We start from the raw sequence: 16,674 nt of genomic DNA on the forward strand, positions 1-16,674 counted from the left end.
AATGGGCTCGATGCGGTTTATTGCCGGGCTGAGGCCACTCGCCCCAGTGCCATGGCTACTGCTGCCATGGTGGGATCAACGACCGGTACGCCCAAGGAGTCCTCCAGCCAGGTGCGGTAATGCGACATACCCGCGCAGCCCAGCACCAGTACGTCGGCGTGGTTCTCTTGCACCAGGCGACGCCCCACGGCCAGCATGCGTGCACGCGTGGCTTCTGCATCCTGCAACTGAGCCACAGACAGATCCAATGGATACTCGCCCGCAATACGCGAGCTGATGCCCGCTGCTGCGTAGCCTCGCGCATGGCGGCCCATGAGGGTGGGCAAGATGGCAATCACGCCCACGCGCTGGCCAAGGGCCAAGGCGGTAAGCAGGCCACATTCATTAATCCCCAGCACGGGCTGCTCCACCAGACTGCGGGCCAGATACAAGCCAGGATCGCTGAAGCAAGCAATAACAAATGCCGCTGCCGGCTTATCTGCTTGCTGGGCCAATGTGGCCACACGCTGGCCCACCAGTACGGCACACGCAGCCACATCTTGTTCGCTCTGAATACCAGCCGGGCCCTCATGCAAAGTGAGGCATTCAATCGCACACCCACCCGCCTGCTGAAACAACGCCAAACTGTCCTGCAGGCCACGTGTGACGGCCTCGAGACTATTGGGATTAATGACGTAAATGGTTGGGTTCATGCCGACCTCCTATCGCTTGAATCCATTCTATCTGTGAAGCTTCACCACCTTGATATACTGATTCGTCCCCTGGTATTAACCTTTTGTTATGGGCATCGCTGCCGATGAATCTCAAACAGATCCATACCTTCCGGGCCATCATGATCACCGGTTCGGTCAGTTCGGCAGCCAAGTTGCTGTTCGTCTCGCAACCTGCCGTCAGCCGCCTGCTGGCCCATACCGAACAACAACTCGGTTACCCGCTGTTCGAGCGTATCAAGGGCCGCCTGTATCCAACCGCTGAAGCACGCCTGCTGTTTGATGAAGTGCAGTCGGTGTATCAGGGCATCACGCGTATCTCCACACTGGCAACGCAACTGGGCGAAAAAAAGCAGGGCCTCCTGGGCATTGTCAGCAGCCCCAGCCTGGGCCACGGCCTGATGCCACAGTGCATCCAACGCTTCACCGCCCAGCACCCCGAGATCCACATTCGTCTGCGCTCGCTTACTTACGATGCGCTGGTACGCAGCATTCTCGATGGCGAGTGCGAAGTCGGCCTGCTGTTCATGCCTGTTACCCATCCCAACCTGACAGCTACGCGGGTTGGCTCTATTCCTCTGGTGTGTGTGCTGCCCAGCCAGCATCCGCTGGCCATCCAGCCGGTCATCGATCTGTCCCAGCTGCAAGACCAGCCTCTGGTGGCCTACCGCAGTGGCTCGCCGCTGGCCAAAGTACTAACACGCATGTTTGGCGACGATCACGCCCCTGAACACATCCTGATCGAAGTCGACACCCAGCAAAATGTCTGCGATCTGGTGGCGCAAGGCATCGGGGCCGGTATCGTGGATCAGGCGGTGGCCATGGCGGCTGCCCGCCGAAATGATCAACTACTGGTACGCCCCTTGAAGCAGCGCCATACGCTAGAGCTGTATCTGGCCAGCTCACGCTACGAGCCGCTCTCCTTGTTGGCGCGTGCCTTCGGCGACATCATTACGCAGGAAGCCAGCCAGCTTTAGTCAGTGGCTCATGGCCGCCAGCTTGCGCTGCTCGAGCCTGCCCAGGTAACGCACGATGGGCAGCAAAATAATCAGGTAGAAAATTGCGGCCAGCACCAGCGGTGAAGGGTTGTACAGCAGCGATTGTGCATTGCGGGCCAGATACAGCATCTCTGGCAGCGAAACTGCACTGGCCAGGGTAGTCAGTTTCACCACTTCCAGGGCATTACTGATGAGATCGGGCATCACCGCGCGCGTGGCCTGAGGTATTTGCACATGGATCAGCGTTTGCAGGCGCGACAGGCCGGTTGACCGTGCAGCCTCCATTTGGCCTTTAGGCACGCTCTCAAAGCCGGCCCGAAATACTTCGCCAAAGTAGGCGCTGGTGTTTAGCGTGAAGCACAGCGCCACAGCCAGCAGCTTGGGTATATCCAGATTGAGAAACGGCAAGCCAAAATAAATGAAGATCAGCAGCACCAACGGTGGCAAGGAGCGGAAAATATCGATGTACACCATCAACGCCACCCGCAAGCTGCGGCAACGCATCTCCTGGTGCAGAACAGCTGCGACCAAACCAAAAAACATGCCCAAGGGGATCACCAGCGCTGAGAGCAGCACCGTCATCCACAGGCCTTCGAGCAGGTAAGGAGTAACTTCCTGGTAGATTTCCAGGTTGAAGAAATTATGAATAATTTCCTGCATGGCGGGCCTCGTCAGTTCTTCCAGCGGAATCGGTGCTCAAGCAAGCGGCTGCCCACCACGATGGGCACGAAAATCACCAGGCAACCAATCGCCCCCAAGGTAAGTGGTGTGGCGTTGCCCAAGGTGCTGCTGGCAGTTTGCGCGTTATTGAGCACTTCACTCAGGCCCACAATAGCGCCCAGCGCAGTGGCCTTGGTGATGGCAATCACCCGGTTGGTAAGCGGCGGCACAGCCAGCTTGCAAGCCTGGGGCACCACGACATAAATCATGGACTGAAACCAGCTCATACCCGTAGAACGGGCGGCCTCGGCCTGCCCCTTGGGAATGGACTGTATGCCCGCCCAGAAAATTTCTTCGGCAAAGGCGGTGAGCACCAGAGAGAGCGCAAGCCAGGTGGCAAAAAAGGCAGACATCGCCAGGCCAACGTAGGGAAAGGCAAAGAACAGCACCATCAGCACCACCAATGGTGGCAGCGCACGCATCACATCAGCAAAGGCAATAATAAAAACGTTGAGGGCGCGCAGGTGCAATGCACGGATAAAGGCCAGCACCAAACCCGCAGCCAGCCCTGTCAGGGTAATCAGCACCCCCAGCTGGACGGTAATCCACATGCCCTGCAGCACAGGATCGATGGCCTGACGCGCCACATCCGGGTTAAAGAAAGCAAAGCGCAGTGCAGAGAGATCCATGGCGCAACCTCAGTAGTTGTGGGACACACTGGACAAAAAGGCCTTGGTGCGTTCGTGCTTGGGGTTGCCAAAGACTTCGCTGGGTGACCCCTGCTCGATGATGTTGCCGCCATCCATGAAGACCACACGATCGGCCGCCGCCATGGCAAAGCTCATTTCGTGCGAGACCACCACCATCGTCATGCCGCCTGCCTTGAGATCTTTCATGACCTTCAGCACACTGCCCACCAGCTCGGGATCAAGCGCACTGGTGGGCTCGTCAAACAGCACAATCTTGGGATTCAAGGCCAGAGCGCGGGCAATGCCCACACGCTGCTGCTGCCCACCAGAGAGCTGATCTGGGTAAAAATCCGCGCGCTGCTCCAGGCCCACACGCTGAAGGGCGTGGTGGGCCTGCTTTTCGGCCTCGGCCTTGGGCAACTTTTGTACCTTGCGCAGGGCCAGCGTGATGTTGGACAACACACTCATGTGCCGGTACAGGTTGAAGTGCTGAAACACCATACCGATTTTCTGTCGGATGCGGTTCAGATCGGCACGCGGCGCAGTGATGTCTTCACCATCGACCAGAATCGAACCCGAGGAGGTTTCCTCCAGGCGGTTGCAACAGCGCAGCAGGCTGCTCTTGCCTGAACCCGACGGGCCGATGATGAAAACCATCTCGCCCGCATGCACATCCAGATCAACCCCCTTGAGCACCTCATTGTGGCCGTACTGCTTGTACAAGCCCTTGAGTTGCAGGATGGGCGCTGCGGCAGCGGTGGTTTGCGTAGCGATGGTATCAGTGGCCTGAATCATTGTGTTGTCCTCAGGATTTGCAGCTGTACTTCGCTGGGGTGGGATCATAGCCCGGCAGGCCTTGAACACCCTGGCCGGTTTCGATAACCACAGAGGCAGCATCCGGCGCTGGATCGGTACCCAGCCATTTCTTCACCAACCCTGCCACAACGCCCTGCTTCTTCAGGCACTTGAGCGCATTGCTCAGGCGATCACGCCCCTTCACATCATCTTTACGGAAAACCAAGGCAAAGACCTTGCCCGAGCGGATGGTGTAGCTGGTTTGCAGCATGGGGTTTTTCTTGGCTGCCCATGGGCCAGAGATGTTGTCGATCAAGGCCGCATCGGCCAGACCGGAGAGCACCGCCTGAATGGCATCAGCGGTGGTGCTGAACACCTGATACTTGAAACCGTACTGAGCTTCGTTTGCCTTGGCCCAGGCCTCGTAGGCAGACCCACTGTTTACCGTAATCGTCTTGCCCTTCAGCTGGGCCAAATCGGTAACGGGCGCTGCACTCTTTTTTTGTACGAAGGTGTAATCCGTATTGAAATACCCCTCGGAGAACAGCAACGACTGCGCACGCTGTTCAGTTGCCGTGGTGGGCGCCAACACAAAATCGTACTTGCCGGCGTTTAACGCAGGGATAATGGCCGAGAACTGTGAGGGTTCGATCTTTATCGTGATCCCCATTTCTTTGGCCAGAGCATGGCCAAGATCCACATTAAAGCCTTCGAGCCCGCCCTTGAGGTTTTGCATGGCCATAGGCGAAAACGTGGGATCCACGCCCGTGGTGAGGGTCTCGGCCAGGGCGGGCGCCGCTTGCAAGGCCAGGGCGCAGCCAGTGGCTGCGGCGATAAAGGAAAGCTTCTTGCTGAAATAATGCATGGCTTGTCTCCGGGTGGATGAGGGGCTCAGCGTGCAAAGAGTTTTTTGACGATGACGCCTTGTTCGATGGCTTTCTTGTTGCGAGTAATAGGAGCGGGTTCACCGCAAGGCAGGTACTGGCCGTCACCGGCACGCGCCAGCAGGGTGTCGTTTTCGACCACCGCGCGGCCACGGCTGAACACAGCCACTGGCCAGCCGGTCACTTCGCGGCCTTCGTAGGGTGTGTAGCCCACGTTATCGTGCAGCATGTCCCAGGTGACGGTTTTTTTCAGATCCGGATCCCAGATCGCGAAATCGGCATCGCTGCCCAGCCGGATGACACCCTTGCGCGGATACAAACCATACATGCGGGCATGATTGGTTGCAGTGAGTGCAGCAAATTGTGCAAGGCTCAGGCGGCCAGTGCGCACGCCCTCTGAATACAGCAGCGGCAAGCGCAGTTCGATACCCGGCAAGCCGTTGGCCATCTGCTTGAAGGTAGTGGCCTCGCCATTAGGCAATTTTCCGGTTTCATCAAATCGATAAGGCGCATGGTCGGATGAAAAAACCTGCAAGGTATCGTTCAGCAGGCCTTCCCAGACAGCCTCCTGCGATTGCGGATCGCGCGGTGGCGGGCTGCAGCAAAACTTGGCGCCTTCTACGCCAGGCTTGTCGATATCCTCGGCCGTCAGAAACAGGTACTGCGGGCAGCTTTCCGCATAAATGGGCGCCCCCATGGCTTGCGCGGCATGAATCACGCGCACAGCCTCCAGCCCCGCCACGTGCACGATAAGAATCGGTACACTCATGAGCCGCGACAACGCGATCGCACGATTGGTGGCCTCGCTTTCGGCCAGTGGGTCATGCGCCACAGCGTGGTATTTGGGGTGGACATGGCCCTCACTCAGCAAGCGGCGCGTGATCCAGCGAATGATGTCATTGTTTTCGCAGTGCACCATCACCATGGCGCCGTAGCGATCAGCGGCATGCAGCACATCCAGCAACTGGAAGTCATCAAGTTTCCAGGACTCGTATGTCATGTACACCTTGAACGAGGTGATGCCCTCGGCAATCACTTGAGGCAGATGTTCGACCAGTGTCTTTTCCGAGGGGTCGGACAAAATCAGATGGAAAGCATAATCAATGACGGATTTTTCCCGGGCCAGGCGCGAGTAATCCTTGACTACCTCGAGCAGATCATCCCCCTGGCGCTGAGCGGCAAAGGGGATGATGGTGGTGGTGCCGCCAAAGGCCGCCGAACGCGAGGCTGTGTAGAAATCATCTGCCGTCATCACCCCCATGCCAGAAAGCTGCTCGATATGGCAATGGCTGTCGATGCCGCCGGGCAGCACCGTATGGCCCCGAGCGTCCACATCCTTGTGCCCAGCCGGCAAGCCGGCCTGGAGTGAAGTGATGATTCCGTCCTTGACCCCGATATCCAGCGCTTGGGGGCCCGCTTCAGTGCAGACCAGCCCATGGCGTATCGTCAGATCAAATTCCATACAGCATTCTCCTGGTTGTCGGCCAAGGCCCAGATGCAGGACCACAGGCCGATGGCAAAATACTAAGCGTGATTCCAGCCAGGGACGAGTACCGTTTTATGAGCCCACCATAAGGCATTGTTATATTAGAGAAAACCCTAGCCAGGGTTTTTATCTGCAAGAGTGGCACGCATCAAAACGACCGCTACCAAACCACCGTACCAGAAACCGTGCGTCGCGCCCTTCAGTTGGGCAAGCGCGACAAGATCCATTACACCATCTGCCCCGACGGTCAAGTGGTACTGACACGCGCCAGTACGCCGGCTGACGCCGACCCGGTACTTGGCAAATTTTTAGATTTTCTGGCTTGCGATATCAGCAACCACCCAGACCGCTTGCAAGCAATCGATCACAGTCTCGTACAGCACCTGCAAGCTCTCACCGAAGGTGCAAATATCGAGCTTGACATGCCCCTATCGGCGGGCGATGAATGAGCACGGGCAAACGCACTCCTCTGCTTATCCACGGATGGACGGTTTTTGCACACCCACTATTTCTTGCGCAACTTGACACACTCACCCAGCAGGTTGAAGCACTCAAAAAAAGAGATCCTGCTGGATATATAAAGAAAAATGCCACCAAACGGCTGGCAGCGATCACAAAACTGGCATTCGATATCATCCCGCAAGACCCCGCGAAGCCAGAATACCGGCAAGGCCGCACCCTGGGCGACCATTACAAGCACTGGTTCTGGGCTAAATTTTTTCAGCAGTACCGTCTATTTTTTCGCGATCACGCTCCCAGCAAAGTGATCGTGCTGGCCTGGGTTAACGACAGCCAGCCCCCTAGCCGCTTACTGCGCCAATACCGCTGCCAACAAGCCGGGAAATCGGCTTTCAATATCGGCACGTCGTAATGTGTTTATGTGCACCGTGCCATTGTTTTCTGTAAACACCAACCCCGCCTCACGCAGCACCTTGAAATGATGAGAGACGGTAGACTTGGGACGCCCACCATCCAGCTCGCCGCAGGTGGCTGCATCAACACGGGCAAGTTGCCGCACGATATCGAGGCGAATGGAGTCGCTTAACGCGTAGAGCACGCGTTCGAGGGATAACTCACTGGTAGCGGGATGCTTGAAAGGACGCATGAGCAGCATCATACCCTTTGGATTACAATAATTCTATTGTTCGTATGCATTCGAACAAACGAATAAAATTCAGCCTTTCCTCTCCCCAAAGGGCCACCATGTCTGCTCTGTTTCAACCCTTCAAACTTAAAGATGTCTCTCTGCGTAATCGTATCGCTGTCCCCCCGATGTGCCAATACATGGCGGTTGACGGGCTTGCCAACGATTGGCATCTGTCACACTACGCGGGAATGGCGCGCGGCGGTGCCGGGCTTGTGATCGTCGAGGCCACAGCCGTTTCACCTGAGGGGCGCATCACACCTGGCTGCACAGGGATCTGGAAGGATCAACAGGCACAGGCGTTTGCGCCAGTGGCCCGGGCAATCAAGGCTGCAGGGGCGGTGCCGGGCATCCAAATTGCCCATGCCGGCAGAAAGGCCAGTGCAAATCGCCCATGGGAGGGCGACGACCACATCCCCGAAAACGACCCACGCGGCTGGCAGACGATTGCTCCCTCGGCCATTGCGTACGGTAAGGGCTTGCCCAAGCAGCCGCGGGCGATGACCCTGGACGACATCGCACGCGTCCGCCAGGATTTTGTGGATGCGGCAAAACGGGCCAGAGAGGCTGGCTTTGAATGGCTGGAGCTGCATTTTGCACACGGTTATCTGGCACAGACTTTCTTTTCCGCACACTCCAATCACCGCAATGACATCTATGGTGGAAGCGTTCAGAACCGTGGACGGTTTCTGCTTGAAACCCTAAAGGCCGTCCGCGAAGTGTGGCCAGAAAACCTCCCGCTGACGGTGCGCTTTGGCGTCATCGAGTACGACGGGCGCGACGAACAAACGCTCATCGAGTCGATCGGGCTTGTGCGTGATTTCAAAGCGGCCGGCATGGACATGATCAATGTCAGCATCGGCTTTACCATTGCCGACGTCTCCATCCCCTGGGCGCCTGGGTTCCTGGGGCCTATTGCAAAGCGGGTGCGCCAGGAAGCAAATAGTCCTGTCTCTGCCGCCTGGGGCTTTGGCACTCCAGATGTTGCGGAGCACGCCATCAAGGAAGAGCAGCTTGATTTGGCGATGGTGGGGAAAAGCCACCTGGCAAACCCCCATTGGGCGTATTACGCGGCAAAGACGCTTGGCATCGAGCACGCCTCGTGGACATTACCGGCGCCCTATGCCCACTGGCTTGCACGTTACTAAATCAAAAAAGCCTGCCACGCAATCAGCGCGGCAGGCTTGAAAGTGAAACGGCAAGGTGCTGATTACAGCACTTGCGGATAGTGAGCGCTCTCACCCACGGTCAGCAGACCAGCGCTCTTGGCCTGATCCAGTTCGTGCACCACTTCAGCGCGGCTCAAGGCCTGCGTATCGCTTTGCAGCTTCGGGTAGTCAGACTGTTCACCCATGACAACCTGCCCTTGTGATTGTGCCAAGCGCAGCGCTTGGACAACTTCTGCACGGGTTTCCGTGCTGGGGGTCGAGGTTTGGGGATAATAAAGCGCTTGGTCAGCCTGTGCGATACCGGCAGAGGCGAGACCTAGGGACAAGAGGGCGATAGAGGCGGCGGTGGTGACTTTCATGATGGTTTCCTTCATTTGGAGTATGAGTCAGTACAGGATTCACGGGCTTTCCGCTTGGTGAGTCATGTCCTGTGCTGTTGGAAACAGTGTGCGCTTTTGCTGCGCCGCAATAAATAGGGCTATGATCAATTCAATATTCCGTTTTCGTGAATAATTACGGACTGATCACTCACACCTTCTGCAGTAGCCTATCCAGCACGATGGTTTAATCGAGCAGACACGCGACTCGGCTGCCGGCCAAAGTCGTCGTATCACGCTTACCAGGGCCGCGCGGGCGCGCATGCCCAAGGCGATGGCAGGATTCACGCCCGCAGAAACCGTGCAACTGACTAACCTCTTTACACGACCGAACGATAATTTCGATTCACTTTGAGCAAACTTTTAGAGCACCCCCATGGAAATCAAAGTCAATTTCCTCGATAAGCTACGGCTCGAGGCCAAGTTCGACGACTTCACGGTCGTGGCCGATCAGCCTATCCGCTACAAGGGCGACGGTTCCGCTCCCGGCCCATTTGATTATTTTCTGGCTTCGTCGGCTTTATGTGCTGCCTATTTTGTGAAGCTATATTGCGTGACGCGCAACATCCCCACCGAAAACATCCATCTATCGCAGAATAATATTGTTGATCCCGAAAACCGGTATCAGCAGATTTTCAAGATCCAGGTCGAGTTGCCATCGGATATTTCAGAACTGGACCGCCGGGGCATCTTGCGCTCGATCGAGCGTTGTACCGTAAAAAGGGTGGTGCAGGCTGGCCCCGATTTTGTCATCGAAGAGGTAGAGAATTTAGATGCTGATGCCCAGTCGTTGCTGACGCTGAAACCAGCCGCCGATGCCAGTACTTATATTGCGGGCAAGGATCTTCCGTTAGAGCAGACAATCGCCAATATGTCAGGGTTCTTGGCGGGCCTGGGTATCAAAATTGAAATTGCCTCGTGGCGCAATCTCGTCCCCAATGTGTGGTCGCTGCACATCCGCGATGCGCACTCGCCGATGTGCTACACCAATGGCAAGGGAGCAACCAAAGAAAGCGCTTTGGCATCGGCATTGGGAGAATTCATCGAACGCCTGAATTGCAATTACTTCAATAGCGACGCATTCTGGGGTGAAGATATTGCCGATGCAGCATTCGTACATTACCCGGATGAACGCTGGTTCAAGCCCGGACCCAAAGACTCACTGCCAACTGAGATTCTGGATGCGTACTGTCTGAAAATTTACGATCTGGATGGCGAGCTTCGCAGCTCGCACCTGCATGACACCAACTCTGGCAATGTACAGCGTGGTATATGTTCTTTGCCATATGTACGGCAGTCTGACGGCGAGGTCGTATATTTCCCGTCCAATCTGATCGATAATTTATTCGTCAGCAACGGAATGAGTGCCGGTAATACCCTGGCCGAGGCACAGGTGCAATCTCTTTCCGAAATCTTCGAGCGGGCTGTAAAACGTGAAATCCTGGAAGGCGAACTTGCATTGCCTAACGTGCCGCCCGAAGTGCTCGCAAAATACCCCGGCATCCTGGCTGGGATTCAGGGGCTGGAAGAACAGGGTTTTCCGGTGCTGGTCATGGACGCGTCACTGGGTGGAACCTACCCTGTGATGTGCGTAACCTTGATGAACCCAAGGACAGGCGGCGTGTTTGCTTCGTTCGGCGCACACCCGAGCTTCGGGGTGGCACTGGAACGTAGCCTTACTGAATTGCTGCAGGGGCGCAGTATCGAAGGCCTGAACGATTTCCCTCAGCCCACCTTTGTCAGTGATGCTGTGACTGAACCAAATAACTTTGTCGAGCACTTTATTGATTCCAGCGGCGTTGTGTCGTGGCGTTTTTTCAGTGCCAAAGCCGATTTTGATTTTGTCGAATGGGATTTTTCTGGTCTGGGTGAGAATTCTAATGTCCAGGAAGCAGCAACACTATTCGATATTCTCAAAGGCATGGGCAAAGAGGTATATATGGCAGTGTATGACCAACTGGGTGCCACCGCCTGCCGGATCTTGGTGCCCGGCTATTCGGAGATCTACCCGATAGAGGATCTGATCTGGGACAACACAAACAAGGCGCTGCTATTTCGCACTGACATTTTAAACGTGCACCACTTGGATGATGACGGCCTGGCAGCGCTGCTGGATCGACTGGAGAGCAATGACCTGGATGAGTACTCCAAGGTTTCCTCATTGATCGGTATTGAATTCGACGAAAACACAGCCTGGGGGCAACTGACGGTTCTCGAGTTGAAGCTGCTGATTCAGCTTGCCTTGCAGCGATTCGAGGCGGCGCAAGAGCTGACAGGCGCCTTCCTGCAGTACAACGACAATACGGTCGAACGTGGACTGTTTTACCAGGCATTGAATGTGGTTCTGGAAGTGCTACTCGATGATGACTTGGCGCTGGACGATTACATCGTCAACTTCCGCCGGATGTTTGGCGACGCTCGGATGGATGCCGTCATGGATGCTGTAGACGGCCGCACACGCTTCTACGGGTTGACGCCGACGAGTATGAAACTAGAGGGCCTCGATAGACACCATCGATTGATCGACAGCTACAAAAAAACGCATCAGGCACGGGCCAAGCTGGTTTGAGCTTTACCGTCTCGGCCCCTTGACGCTTTCCAATCGCATCGTCATGGGGCCTTCGACCCGTAGCCGCATGGATGCGGACAACTAGGCCGCTTAGCGCAGCAAGCGCTCGAAAATGTCGTCTGTCCCCATCTGACCACCCTTGAGCATGACCTCCAGCCCGTCAAGATGCGGGACATCGGCATGCACGCGGCACAACGCCACACCGGGTGCCAGTAGCCGTCGATAGGTCAGTCCCCAGGCGTCCAGCGCCTGCATGCAATGGCTGGACGTATCCCCTCCCGACAAGCCCAGACGCGCAGGACGTACAGTTCGCAGGATATCCGCCACCAGGCTGGCGCCGGCTCGGGCCAAACGGGCAGGATCCAGGCGCGGCGCAGCCGCAGCGGCGGAAGCATCCACCCAGTGGACCAGAACATGCCGGCCAGCGGCCAGCGCTTGCGCAATACGAGCCTGAAGCGCAAATCGCTGCGCTGCCGAGCCATCCAGCATATCCCCCACCGGCACCGGCACGCGGACATAAGACCGCGCCATCTGGATCTGCTGCGCCGTGCGCGGCGACAAGCTGCCGGAAAACACCAGCACAGGGCCACCCGGTGGGTAGCCATCCGCGTCCGGACCCGACAGCACCGGGGCATGCGCCGCAGTGGCCTGCCCGGCATCCTGCCACTGGGTTAACAGGGCTTGTTCGACGCTGCTGGGGCCAACGGCCAGCAACGGCTGGCGCAGCGCCCGCTGCCACAACAGCTGCCCGACCACCACCAGATGTTCTGGCGTGGCAATATCCAGCAGCACTCCGTCGGGGCCACTTTCCAGCGCTGACTGCAGCTGTGCGTCCAAAGATTCCTGTCCCTCGCCATAGGCGGGATAGACAATGCCGGCTACAGATTTCAGCCCCTGACGGGCCAGATGGCGGCGCAGATCGGCCTCGTCCATCGGCGTCACCGGGTGGCGGCTCATGGTCGGGTGCCGATCCAGGCGAAAGACCTCGCCGCCCACCTGAAACGCGGCAAACAGTGTCCCGAACACGCAATATCGTCCCAGATTGGGCTGCCCACCAACGATGGGCACGAACGGCCCCACCGGCAGGCGTTCGCGCAACACCCTGACGGCCAGACCGATACTGCCCACCGACGGGCTGCTATCGAATGTAGAGCAGGTCTTGTAATGCACCACAGGTGGGCACCAGGACGCGATACAGTCCGCCACCCGGCCCAGTTCCGCCTGCAACTGCCGGCAGCTCATCGACCGCGATGCCCCCGCAATGCCCAGGCAATCCTGAGGGCCCAGCGCCGCCCGCTGCGCTTCAGTGGGCAGACGCAAAAACAAGGTCGCCCGCAGCCCTGCCTGCGCCACCGTAGCCAGGGTGTCAGTTGCCCCGGTGAAATCATCGGCATAGAACACCAGCTTCAGATCCGGGGCAGTACCCACACTCAACCCTGTCTGCAGTTCATCGGCCACCAAAAAACTCCAACGCCCGGCGCAATTCGGGTGCCTGACGGGCAAAATCTGCCAAGGCAACGCCATTGCGGGATGCCTCCCAGGCTTGGCGCAAGCTGGCGACTCCGGCAACCGGACCATCAGGGTGCGCCAGAATGCCGCCCCCGGACATAAACAGCAGATCCTCGCCAGCTGCCTGATAGGTAACCGGCACAGTTCCAGCCCACTGCCCGGAGGAGAACGCCGGCATGACCACATCATCTTGCCCCGGCGCCAGCGGCGTCAGGCAGGCCCGCGCGGATTCAACGACTTCATCATCGGTCTGGGCGAATTTCCCCTGCAAGCCGTGCACATGCATATGGTCGACCCCGGCCAGACGCCACAGCGTCTGGTAGGCCTGAAACGAAATGCCCAGCAGTGAATGGCGCGACATCGCGCCAAAGCCATTGCGGTGGCCATGGATGGCCAGCGGCGTAGAGCGGCGCAGGCTTTGTACGGCGGAAAACCCACAACTATTGAGGCTGACCATGACGCAAGACCCACCCTCGCGATGCACCAGATCAGCATGGCGGCGCATGGCATCCAGCTCGTCACTGATATTGAAGGCCATCATGACATTGCGGCCACTGCGTTCGCGGTAACTGCGCACCGCTGCCATCACGGCCGGGATGCGCTGCGCCAACGGCGCATGTACAGGATCAGTGCTGATTTCATCATCCTTGATGAAATCCACCCCCGCCTCACACAAAGTTGTCACCAGCGCCGCCGTCTCTTGTACCGACAACCCCACATTCGGCTTAATGATGGTGCCAATCAGTGCCCCATGGGTTACGCCCGTAGCGGCCCGCGTACCGCGCACCCCATGAGAAGGAAAATCAAATTGCGCCCGATAGGCGGCCGGTACCTGCAAGGTATCAAGCCGCATGCCGGTGACTTCGCCCAAGTCGTACAGATTGCCAGCAACCGTCGCCGCCAGCGTCGGCAGGTTGGCCCCAACATTGGCCACCGGAAACTGAATCCGCACTCTGGCCCGCGTCCAGGGGCCCGCTACCTGCTTGCGCGTCAAAAAGGCATTGGGCAAAGCCGGCTGCGATGCCTGGTCGATCACCTGCACATCCAGGACTTCGGCCCGTGCACGACTGCGCAGCTCGTCGGTTTCGCCCGCCACCCGAGCAAAGGTACCGCAGGATTGCTCGCCCGCCATGACCTGCGCCACCTGTTCGACATCCAGCGGAGTCTCGATCAGGTACTCCGCCTGGTAATGATCATCACTCATGGCAGGCTCACAGCGTGTTCAGATCTGGAAACGGCCTGACCGGATCACTGCCGTCCCAACCATCGGCCGCCTGGCGGATCAGATCGAACAGCGTGCCCTTGGGCCCCAGAACCTCGGACAGCTCAATGACCGTGCCCGGATGATATTCCGTATCGAAATAGATAAAGCGCCCGTTCTCACCGACTTCGCCGCCCATCACCGGCTTGAAGCCTTGGCCCAGCAGGCGTGCCAGATCCGCATCGTACTGGCGCGTCCAGTAGGCAACATGCTGCAGGCCCTCGTTTCCCGCCTGCTGGAAATCCCGGTACATGGACGGCACCTCGTTGCGCGTCTGGATCAGCTCGACCTGGACATCACCGGAATTGGCCAAGGCCACCGAATTATGAGGCTCATACGACTGCCCTCGATACTGGTAGTTCCGGATTGGCACCTTGGGGTTGTAGTACCAGGGCCCTACGCCCAGGGTGCGGCTCCAGTAGTCCATGGCCGCCTTGATGTCCTTGACGACATAACCCAGTTGGCGGATCTCTCCAAAAAAGCGACTCATTACTCATACTCCTATTCATCTATGCATCTATTCATGCATTCCGTTCAACGAATGAACAGACTCGGAAACCAGGTAGATACCGCCGGCACCAGCGTGACAACCAGCAGCGACAACACCAGCGGAATGAAAAACGGCAAGGCCCCCGCAATCACGCGATGCAAAGGCAGGCGTGCCATGATGCTGACCATGTAGAGGCTCATGCCCACGGGCGGGGTCAACAGGCCGATCATCAGGTTCAGCACCACAACCACCCCCAGTTGGACGGGGTCAACCCCGGCAGCCAGCAGCGCCGGCGTCAGGATCGGCGCCAGAATCAGGATGGCGGCGATGGATTCCATGAACATGCCCACCACCAACAGCAGCACATTGACGATCATCAGCAGCACAAAGGGACTGCTGGACAGGCTCAGGAAAAATTCCGTCGCCAGCATGGGTACCTGATCGATCGTCAGCACCCAGGCAAACAGGGCAGCCGCGCCAACAATAAACAGCACACTGGCCGTCGCCCGGACTGTCTCCCGGGCGGCATTCCAGACCCCGCGCGGCGTCAACTCTCGATAGACGACAAAGCCCAGGAACAAGGCGTAAAACACCGTTACGCCTGCAACCTCGGTTGGCCCAAACAAGCCACTGACCAGCCCACCGATCAGCACCAGCGGCGCGCACAGCGCAGGGAATGCCACCAGCGCCTGGCGCAGCAGCGCACGCGCATTGACGACAATGGTGTCGCGCGGCAAGTTCTGGCGTTTGGCCATCACTGCGATCTGCACCATCAGCAGAGCCGTGATGATCAGCCCCGGCACAACCCCGGCCAGCAGCAGTTTTACGGCGGATACCTCGGCTGCCGAGGCGAAAATGATCAGCGGAATACTGGGTGGGAATATCGGCCCAATCGTGGCTGCCGCCATGGTGATGCCCGCCGCGAACTCGGGCTTGTAGCCCTGTTCGCGCATCAGGCGCATCTGCGTGCCGCCCAACGCCCCGATATCGGCCAGCGCAGCCCCCGACATGCCTGAAAAGATCAGGCTGGTCAGCACCGACACGTGCCCCAGACCACCCCGGATACGCCCGACCAGCATGCGCACCAATGTGAACAGGCGATCTGTAATACCAGAGGCATTGAACAGGCAGGCCGCGAAAATGAACATCGGCACCGCCAGCAAAGGCGTGGAATCCAGCGCATTGACCATGCGCTGCGCCAGCACAGACAGCGGCAGATCAAACCACCACAGCACAATGCCGGCCGACATCCCCATGGCCACGGCAATGGGCACCCCCATCAACATGATCACCAAAAAAAGAATCAGAATGGTCAAGCTCATCATGACGGCTGCTCCGATTGATCGGCAGTGCTCTCAGCAGGCCAGATGATGTGGATCAGACGCTGGATGGCCACCAGGGTGAACAACAACATCCCGACCACCACCGGCAGATAGAACAACAGGTTGGGCATGCGCAAGGCCGGCGTCGAAAACTTGCCTGCCTTCATCAAAAACATATAACTGCCATACAGAAACAAACCGCAAAATCCCAGCACGATGATCTCGTTGATCACGGCCAGCGCCCTGCCTGCCCGCCCATGCAGCCGCGCACTGATGATGTCCACGGCAATATGGCCGTTTTGCAGCAACAACAGCGGTATGGCCAGATAGACCACGCCCAGGCCCCCGTACCTGGCCAGCTCATCGGCCCATGGCAGGCCCACCTGCCAGACATTGCGGGCCACAACCTGCAACACAACCAGGGATGTGGTCAGCAACAGCATCACAATGGCCAGCCGCTCAAATCCTCGGCAAAGGCACGGCAGCAGCGATACAAGACGGCCCGGCGGCGGGCCGCCTGGGTTGATCGGGGTGGAAGACATGATGGGGGCACTCCTGCCACACCCTGAGAACGGGTGTGGCGTCAAAGAACTGGGAGACGGTAAACGCCA

The 16,674-nt window shown here is 58.0% G+C and carries 18 protein-coding genes; 5 read left to right on the top strand and 13 right to left on the bottom strand.

Annotated elements, in window-relative coordinates:
* Positions 1 to 17 precede the first annotated feature (17 nt).
* Positions 18 to 692, bottom strand: coding sequence for an aspartate/glutamate racemase family protein (locus WA928_RS06330; protein WP_424300993.1), 675 nt, complete (start codon positions 690 to 692; stop codon positions 18 to 20).
* A gap of 104 nt (positions 693 to 796) precedes the next feature.
* On the opposite strand from WA928_RS06330, the gene WA928_RS06335 reads away from it, so the two are divergent.
* Positions 797 to 1,687, top strand: a complete 891-nt coding sequence (locus tag WA928_RS06335; protein WP_424300996.1) for a LysR family transcriptional regulator — start codon at positions 797 to 799, stop codon at positions 1,685 to 1,687.
* On the opposite strand, the gene WA928_RS06340 is transcribed toward WA928_RS06335, so the two are convergent.
* From WA928_RS06340 to hydA, 5 genes are read right to left on the bottom strand one after another with little or no spacing between them, the layout of a single operon-like run.
* Entirely contained in the window at positions 1,688 to 2,368 is a 681-nt protein-coding gene (locus WA928_RS06340) for an amino acid ABC transporter permease (protein WP_350381391.1), read from the bottom strand.
* Between the two features lie 11 nt (positions 2,369 to 2,379).
* Positions 2,380 to 3,057, bottom strand: coding sequence for an amino acid ABC transporter permease (locus tag WA928_RS06345; protein ID WP_350381389.1), 678 nt, complete (start codon positions 3,055 to 3,057; stop codon positions 2,380 to 2,382).
* Positions 3,058 to 3,066: 9 nt separating this feature from the next.
* Positions 3,067 to 3,852: an amino acid ABC transporter ATP-binding protein gene (locus tag WA928_RS06350; RefSeq protein WP_424301000.1), complete on the bottom strand. Its 786-nt coding sequence runs from the start codon at positions 3,850 to 3,852 to the stop codon at positions 3,067 to 3,069.
* Between the two features lie 10 nt (positions 3,853 to 3,862).
* Positions 3,863 to 4,717 (bottom strand): transporter substrate-binding domain-containing protein, encoded by an 855-nt coding sequence (locus WA928_RS06355; protein WP_424301003.1) that lies wholly within the window; start codon positions 4,715 to 4,717, stop codon positions 3,863 to 3,865.
* 26 nt (positions 4,718 to 4,743) lie between these two features.
* Positions 4,744 to 6,198 carry a dihydropyrimidinase gene (hydA, locus tag WA928_RS06360; RefSeq protein WP_424301006.1) on the bottom strand — a complete coding sequence of 485 codons (1,455 nt, stop codon included), beginning with the start codon at positions 6,196 to 6,198 and terminating at the stop codon, positions 4,744 to 4,746.
* A 152-nt stretch (positions 6,199 to 6,350) separates the two neighbouring features.
* On the opposite strand from hydA, the gene WA928_RS06365 reads away from it, so the two are divergent.
* A complete protein-coding gene (locus WA928_RS06365; protein ID WP_424301186.1) occupies positions 6,351 to 6,671 on the top strand; it encodes a type II toxin-antitoxin system PrlF family antitoxin in 321 nt (106 codons plus the stop codon).
* Positions 6,668 to 7,093, top strand: coding sequence for a type II toxin-antitoxin system YhaV family toxin (locus WA928_RS06370; protein WP_424301009.1), 426 nt, complete (start codon positions 6,668 to 6,670; stop codon positions 7,091 to 7,093). The genes WA928_RS06365 and WA928_RS06370 overlap by 4 nt, the downstream gene beginning before the upstream one ends.
* On the opposite strand, the gene WA928_RS06375 is transcribed toward WA928_RS06370, so the two are convergent.
* On the bottom strand, positions 7,031 to 7,327 hold the full coding sequence (locus WA928_RS06375; protein ID WP_350381375.1) for an ArsR/SmtB family transcription factor: 297 nt from the start codon (positions 7,325 to 7,327) through the stop codon (positions 7,031 to 7,033). The two genes, WA928_RS06370 and WA928_RS06375, sit on opposite strands and share 63 nt — an antisense overlap.
* Positions 7,328 to 7,425: 98 nt before the next feature.
* Between WA928_RS06375 and WA928_RS06380 the strand changes: the two genes are divergently transcribed.
* Positions 7,426 to 8,514 carry an NADH:flavin oxidoreductase/NADH oxidase gene (locus WA928_RS06380; protein WP_424301014.1) on the top strand — a complete coding sequence of 363 codons (1,089 nt, stop codon included), beginning with the start codon at positions 7,426 to 7,428 and terminating at the stop codon, positions 8,512 to 8,514.
* Positions 8,515 to 8,576: 62 nt separating this feature from the next.
* On the opposite strand, the gene WA928_RS06385 is transcribed toward WA928_RS06380, so the two are convergent.
* Positions 8,577 to 8,894, bottom strand: coding sequence for a DUF4148 domain-containing protein (locus WA928_RS06385; protein WP_424301017.1), 318 nt, complete (start codon positions 8,892 to 8,894; stop codon positions 8,577 to 8,579).
* 394 nt (positions 8,895 to 9,288) lie between these two features.
* Between WA928_RS06385 and WA928_RS06390 the strand changes: the two genes are divergently transcribed.
* Positions 9,289 to 11,481, top strand: a complete 2,193-nt coding sequence (locus tag WA928_RS06390) for an OsmC domain/YcaO domain-containing protein (protein ID WP_424301020.1) — start codon at positions 9,289 to 9,291, stop codon at positions 11,479 to 11,481.
* Between the two features lie 90 nt (positions 11,482 to 11,571).
* Here the strand turns inward: WA928_RS06390 and WA928_RS06395 are convergent, their stop codons facing one another.
* From WA928_RS06395 to WA928_RS06415, 5 genes are read right to left on the bottom strand one after another with little or no spacing between them, the layout of a single operon-like run.
* On the bottom strand, positions 11,572 to 12,939 hold the full coding sequence (locus WA928_RS06395; protein WP_424301023.1) for a four-carbon acid sugar kinase family protein: 1,368 nt from the start codon (positions 12,937 to 12,939) through the stop codon (positions 11,572 to 11,574).
* Positions 12,929 to 14,194, bottom strand: a complete 1,266-nt coding sequence (locus WA928_RS06400; RefSeq protein ID WP_424301026.1) for a ribulose-bisphosphate carboxylase large subunit family protein — start codon at positions 14,192 to 14,194, stop codon at positions 12,929 to 12,931. The genes WA928_RS06395 and WA928_RS06400 overlap by 11 nt, the downstream gene beginning before the upstream one ends.
* Positions 14,195 to 14,201: 7 nt before the next feature.
* Positions 14,202 to 14,741 carry a VOC family protein gene (locus WA928_RS06405; protein ID WP_424301029.1) on the bottom strand — a complete coding sequence of 180 codons (540 nt, stop codon included), beginning with the start codon at positions 14,739 to 14,741 and terminating at the stop codon, positions 14,202 to 14,204.
* A gap of 44 nt (positions 14,742 to 14,785) precedes the next feature.
* A complete protein-coding gene (locus WA928_RS06410; RefSeq protein WP_424301032.1) occupies positions 14,786 to 16,066 on the bottom strand; it encodes a TRAP transporter large permease in 1,281 nt (426 codons plus the stop codon).
* Complete coding sequence (locus WA928_RS06415) at positions 16,063 to 16,605, bottom strand: TRAP transporter small permease (protein WP_424301035.1); 543 nt, start codon at positions 16,603 to 16,605, stop codon at positions 16,063 to 16,065. Before WA928_RS06415 ends, WA928_RS06410 begins: the two co-directional genes overlap by 4 nt.
* Positions 16,606 to 16,674 lie beyond the last annotated feature (69 nt).

It is taken from the genome of Castellaniella sp. (assembly GCF_049651205.1).
Lineage (GTDB): Bacteria > Pseudomonadota > Gammaproteobacteria > Burkholderiales > Burkholderiaceae_B > Castellaniella.

Bases quoted from the DNA above. Each gene is read 5' to 3' on its own strand.
- WA928_RS06330 (WP_424300993.1), bottom strand. From the start codon at position 692: ATGAACCCAACCATTTACGTCATTAATCCCAATAGTCTCGAGGCCGTC.
- WA928_RS06335 (WP_424300996.1), top strand. From the start codon at position 797: ATGAATCTCAAACAGATCCATACCTTCCGGGCCATCATGATCACCGGT.
- WA928_RS06340 (WP_350381391.1), bottom strand. From the start codon at position 2,368: ATGCAGGAAATTATTCATAATTTCTTCAACCTGGAAATCTACCAGGAA.
- WA928_RS06345 (WP_350381389.1), bottom strand. From the start codon at position 3,057: ATGGATCTCTCTGCACTGCGCTTTGCTTTCTTTAACCCGGATGTGGCG.
- WA928_RS06350 (WP_424301000.1), bottom strand. From the start codon at position 3,852: ATGATTCAGGCCACTGATACCATCGCTACGCAAACCACCGCTGCCGCA.
- WA928_RS06355 (WP_424301003.1), bottom strand. From the start codon at position 4,717: ATGCATTATTTCAGCAAGAAGCTTTCCTTTATCGCCGCAGCCACTGGC.
- hydA (WP_424301006.1), bottom strand. From the start codon at position 6,198: ATGGAATTTGATCTGACGATACGCCATGGGCTGGTCTGCACTGAAGCG.
- WA928_RS06370 (WP_424301009.1), top strand. From the start codon at position 6,668: ATGAGCACGGGCAAACGCACTCCTCTGCTTATCCACGGATGGACGGTT.
- WA928_RS06375 (WP_350381375.1), bottom strand. From the start codon at position 7,327: ATGCGTCCTTTCAAGCATCCCGCTACCAGTGAGTTATCCCTCGAACGC.
- WA928_RS06380 (WP_424301014.1), top strand. From the start codon at position 7,426: ATGTCTGCTCTGTTTCAACCCTTCAAACTTAAAGATGTCTCTCTGCGT.
- WA928_RS06385 (WP_424301017.1), bottom strand. From the start codon at position 8,894: ATGAAAGTCACCACCGCCGCCTCTATCGCCCTCTTGTCCCTAGGTCTC.
- WA928_RS06390 (WP_424301020.1), top strand. From the start codon at position 9,289: ATGGAAATCAAAGTCAATTTCCTCGATAAGCTACGGCTCGAGGCCAAG.
- WA928_RS06400 (WP_424301026.1), bottom strand. From the start codon at position 14,194: ATGAGTGATGATCATTACCAGGCGGAGTACCTGATCGAGACTCCGCTG.
- WA928_RS06405 (WP_424301029.1), bottom strand. From the start codon at position 14,741: ATGAGTCGCTTTTTTGGAGAGATCCGCCAACTGGGTTATGTCGTCAAG.
- WA928_RS06410 (WP_424301032.1), bottom strand. From the start codon at position 16,066: ATGATGAGCTTGACCATTCTGATTCTTTTTTTGGTGATCATGTTGATG.
- WA928_RS06415 (WP_424301035.1), bottom strand. From the start codon at position 16,605: ATGTCTTCCACCCCGATCAACCCAGGCGGCCCGCCGCCGGGCCGTCTT.